Source organism: Caballeronia sordidicola (assembly GCF_000729995.1).
Taxonomy (GTDB): domain Bacteria; phylum Pseudomonadota; class Gammaproteobacteria; order Burkholderiales; family Burkholderiaceae; genus Caballeronia; species Caballeronia sordidicola_A.
In genome coordinates this window covers 1-459 of record NZ_JNFG01000120.1, presented here as the reverse complement: position 1 = coordinate 459, position 459 = coordinate 1, and the positions used below count along the sequence as shown (strand labels likewise).

The 459-nt window shown below is 70.4% G+C and carries 1 pseudogene; it reads left to right on the top strand.

The features are described 5' to 3' along the window. Positions 1-416, top strand: a pseudogene (locus tag FH08_RS0133980) (hypothetical protein); the annotation flags it as partial. Positions 417-459: the final 43 nt, after the last annotated feature.

Below are 459 nucleotides of genomic sequence, written 5' to 3'. Positions count from 1 at the left end.
CCTATGACAGCGGCTGCGGCAAGCCCGACGTCTGCGCCGTCGAGGTGGCCGACACCGGGCTGCAGCAGGGCCAGGGCATGCACGGCAGCTTCAGCCGCGGCGACACCCACAACTTCATGGCGGCCATCGGCCCGGACTTCCGCAAGGGCTTCGTCGACCTGAGTCCGGTCAGCAACGCCGACGTCGGCCAGACCCTGGCGCACCTGCTGCACCTGGAGATCCCGGCCAAGGGGCAACTGGTCGGCCGGGTGATCGGCGAGAGCCTGGAAGGCGGCAAGCCGGTCAAGGCCAGCCACCGGGTGCAGCGCTCGGCACCGGCGGCGGGCGGGCTGGTCACCGAACTCAAGACCCAGAACGTCGGCGACACCCGCTACTTCGATGCCGCCGGCTTCAAGGGTCGCTCGGTCGGGCTGTGATCCGCGCCTAGAGGCTGAGGGTGCCGCGGATGCAGTCCTGCAC